4 protein-coding genes are annotated in these 3,651 nt (G+C 69.9%); all 4 read right to left on the reverse strand.

Going from position 1 to position 3,651, the window contains the following annotated elements:
• Positions 1–130 (reverse strand): creatininase family protein (locus tag G6017_RS11705; protein WP_182617488.1); only part of this gene is annotated, 130 nt, incomplete at its 3' end.
• A 20-nt stretch (positions 131–150) separates the two neighbouring features.
• Positions 151–966 (reverse strand): mycofactocin-coupled SDR family oxidoreductase, encoded by an 816-nt coding sequence (locus G6017_RS11710; RefSeq protein ID WP_179525882.1) that lies wholly within the window; start codon positions 964–966, stop codon positions 151–153.
• Positions 967–1,027: 61 nt separating this feature from the next.
• The gene (gene mftD / locus G6017_RS11715; RefSeq protein ID WP_182617491.1) at positions 1,028–2,251 is read right to left on the reverse strand and encodes a pre-mycofactocin synthase MftD; all 1,224 of its coding nucleotides are present in this window, start codon (positions 2,249–2,251) and stop codon (positions 1,028–1,030) included.
• A 54-nt stretch (positions 2,252–2,305) separates the two neighbouring features.
• Positions 2,306–3,538, reverse strand: a complete 1,233-nt coding sequence (mftC, locus tag G6017_RS11720) for a mycofactocin radical SAM maturase (RefSeq protein WP_179525884.1) — start codon at positions 3,536–3,538, stop codon at positions 2,306–2,308.
• Positions 3,539–3,651 lie beyond the last annotated feature (113 nt).

Raw genomic sequence — 3,651 nt, forward strand, 5'->3', positions numbered from 1 at the left:
CGTACGCGAGAGCGGGGAGCACCAGGACGCCGGCGGCCGCGAGGGCGTCCGCGGTGGCCGTGGCCAGCAGCGTGTCCGTCTGGGTGGGCAGGTGCGCGCCGTGTTGCTCGGTGGCGCCGAGCGGCAGCACCGCCAGGACGGGCTCGATGGTCAGACCTTGATCGCGCCCATGTCGACGGTGAACGTCGACGCGGTGATGGTGCGGGAGGCGTCCGAGGCCAGGAACAGCACCGAGTCGGAGATGTCGTCCGTGGTGGCCATGCCCATCCCCAGGATCGGCGTGAAGTGCGGGAGGAACTGGGGCATGTTGGTGAACACGTCGTGGGCCGCCGGGTCGTCGGCACCCATGGGGGTCAGCACGCCGTAGGGGTGGATCGTGTTGACGCGGATCCGGTGCTCACCGAGTTCCTTGGCCGCGGTCTGCGCGAGGCCCACCACGCCGTACTTGGAGGCCGAGTAGGGCGACTGGACCGGCATGGCCTTGAGTCCGGCGACGGAGCTCACCAGGACGATCGATCCACCGTTGTCCGCCGCGAGCATGTGCGGGATTGTGGCCTTGAGGGTCTTCCAGTACCCCGTGAGGTTGATGTCGATCGTGTCCTGCCACTGCTGCTCGTCGATCTCCCAGACCTTGCCCCAGTTGCAGATGCCGGCGTTGGCGATCACCACGTCCAGACGGCCGCCGAACTGCTCGACCCCGCGGGCGACCAGGTCCTGCTGGAACGCCAGGTCGCGGACGTCGCCGATCTCGGCGAGGATCTCCCCGCCCTCCGCGCGGACCTTCTCGACCGTCTGCGCGAGGTCGTCCTCGGTGGCCGCCTTGTAACCGACGTGCTCGGACGGCGAGGCGCACAGGTCCAGTCCGATGACACTGGCACCCTCCCGGGCGAAACGGATGGCGTGCTTGCGGCCCTGGCCGCGGGCGATGCCGGTGATGTAGACGACCTTGCCGTCGAAGTCTCCCATGGACTGTGGTTCCTTTTCCTCTACGGACGTAACAGGGAGGCCCGGCGGACCGCCCACCGGGTCACTCTCCCAGGCGACGCATGAACCCGTCGGGGATCACGTAGTCATCCCTGGTGAGCTCCGAGATCGAGGACTTGGTCAACCCGATCAGGCTGGAGTCCAGGCCCGAGCGCAGGACGTCCAGGACGTTCTCCACGCCGGCCTGGCCGTTGGCGCCCAGGCCCCACAGGTACGCGCGGCCGATCATCACGGCGCGGGCGCCCAGGGCGAGCGCCTTGGCCACGTCCGAACCGCGCCGGATCCCGCCGTCCATCAGCACCTCGACCTGACCGTCGACGGCGTCGACGATCGGTGCGAGGCAGCGGATCGAGGCCGGGGTGCCGTCGAGGTTGTTGCCACCGTGGTTGGAGACCGAGATCGCGCTGACGCCGGCGTCGACCGCACGCCGGGCGTCGTCGATGCGGGTGATGCCCTTGAGCATGACCGGCCCGTCGTAGTTGTCCACGACCCACGCGATGTCCTCCCACGTGGCCGGCGGGGTACCCATCCACTCGCCGTAGGCGCCGAAGAAGGTCGGACCCATCTCGCCCTGGTGCACGAGGTTCGGCGTGGTCAGGTCGGGGAAACGCTTGTTGGTCACCACGTCACGCGCCCACTCGGCGGCCCAGCGCGGACGCACCACGATCTCCGGGGCGAGGGTGAGCATCGCCTTAGCGTCGAGCTTCTCCGGGATGGTCGGACTGCCCCAGTCGCGCCCCATGGAGAACGACCAGTCGGTGGTGAGGATGACGCCCGCGGCGCCGGCGGCCTTGGCCCGCTCGAGGCGCTCGAGGACCTTCTCCTTGCCGCCGAGCCAGTACACCTGGAAGAAGGTCTGCGGGTTCGCGGCGATGACCTCCTCGATCGGCTTGGAGGCGAAGGAGCTCAGTCCCATCGCGGTGCCACGCGCGGCGGCCGCGCGGGCCACGTCGACCTCACCGTCCGGGGTCACGGCCTGGACCCCGGTCGGCGAGATCATCACCGGGAGGCTGATCGGCTGCCCCATCACCGTGGTGGCCATGTCCCGCTCGGCCTTGGCCCCGATCACGTGCGGCTTGGGACCCAGCTCGGCGAACGCGGCCGTGTTGTCGTCGATCGTCACGCCCTGCTCACTGCCGGCCACCAGCGCCATGTAGACACTCCGGGGCAGTTTCTTCTTGGCGCGGCGCTGGGCCTCGGCGACCGATTCGAACCAGGGGTTGCGGCGCCAGGGGTTGGCCTCGGCGATCTTCGACAGGCGTGACACGGGAGAGGGCTCCTTCGGGGGAGGACGTGGGCGGTGGCGGGTCGGCCGGCCGACTCAGACGGGGGACTCGTCGCACAGGCTGGTGGGCCTGCGCGGCGGGGTGGTGACGAGGGTCAGCGGGACCGGACCGGTGGGCTGCTTGCGCGCCGCCAACCCTTTGACCCGGGAGTGGTCCTGTGACGGCGAGGGGATGCTGCGCTCGGCCGCGAGCAATCCCTCGCCGTACCCCTGGACGCACTCCGGGTCCGGCCCGTCCATGGGCAGGCCGGTGAAGAACTTGGCCGCCATGCAGCCGCCGCGGCAGCTGTCGTAGAAGTTGCAGGACGCGCAGGCCCCGGCCGACTGGGGCTCACGCAGCTCGCGGAAGAGCTCCGAGGTCTGCCAGACGCTCTCGAAGCCGCCGTCGGAGACGATGTTGCCGGCGAGGAACTCCTCGTGGATCGCGAACGGGCAGGCGTAGACGTCCCCGATCGGGTCGATCAGGCACACCACGCGGCCCGCGCCGCAGAGGTTCAGGCCGGGCAGCGAGCCCTGGCCGTCGCCGAAGGCCGACAGGTGGAAGAAGCTGTCACCGGTGAGGACGTTCGACCCGTGCTCGACCAGCCAGTCGTAGAGGTCCTTCTGCTGCTCGGGGAGCGGGTGGAGGTCGTCCCACACGTCCGCTCCGCGGCCGGAGGGGCGCAGGCGGGTGATGCGAAGGGTGGCGTCGTACTTGTCCGCCAGGGCCTTGAACTCGTCCAGCTGGGTCACGTTCTCGCGGGTGACCACCACCGAGATCTTGGCGTCGGTGAAGCCGGCGTTCTTGAGGTTCTCGAGGGCACGGACCGCCATGTCAAACGAGCCCGGGCCGCGGACCGCGTCGTTGACCTCGGCGGTGGCACCGTCGATGGAGATCTGCACGTCGACGTAGTCGCTCGCGGCCAGGCGCTGCGCCACCTTCTCGTCGATGCGCACGCCGTTGGTGGAGAACTTCACGCCCACCTGGTGGCTGGTCGCGTAGTCGACGAGCTCCCAGAAGTCGGGGCGGACGGTGGGCTCGCCACCGCCGATGTTCACGTAGAAGACCTGCATGCGCTGCAGCTCGTCGATGATCGCCTTGCACTGCTCGGTGCTCAGCTCGCGGGGGTCGCGCTTGCCCGAGGAGCTCAGGCAGTGCACGCACGCGAGGTTGCAGGCGTAGGTGAGCTCCCAGGTCAGACAGATGGGGGCGTCGAGGCCGCGCTCGAACTGGTCCACGAGGCGGCCGACGGGGGCGGGGGCCGCCGGGCGGCTGAGCGTGCTGGTCATGAGGTCTCCTCGATCATGCGCGAGGCGGCGAGCTGGCCGAGCGCGTGCAGGTACAGGCGGGCGGTCCCGGGGTCGTCGATCGGTACACCGGCGGCCGCGCAGGCGGCGCGGGC

It is taken from the genome of Dietzia sp. B44 (assembly GCF_014145245.1).
GTDB classification, from domain to species: domain Bacteria; phylum Actinomycetota; class Actinomycetes; order Mycobacteriales; family Mycobacteriaceae; genus Dietzia; species Dietzia natronolimnaea.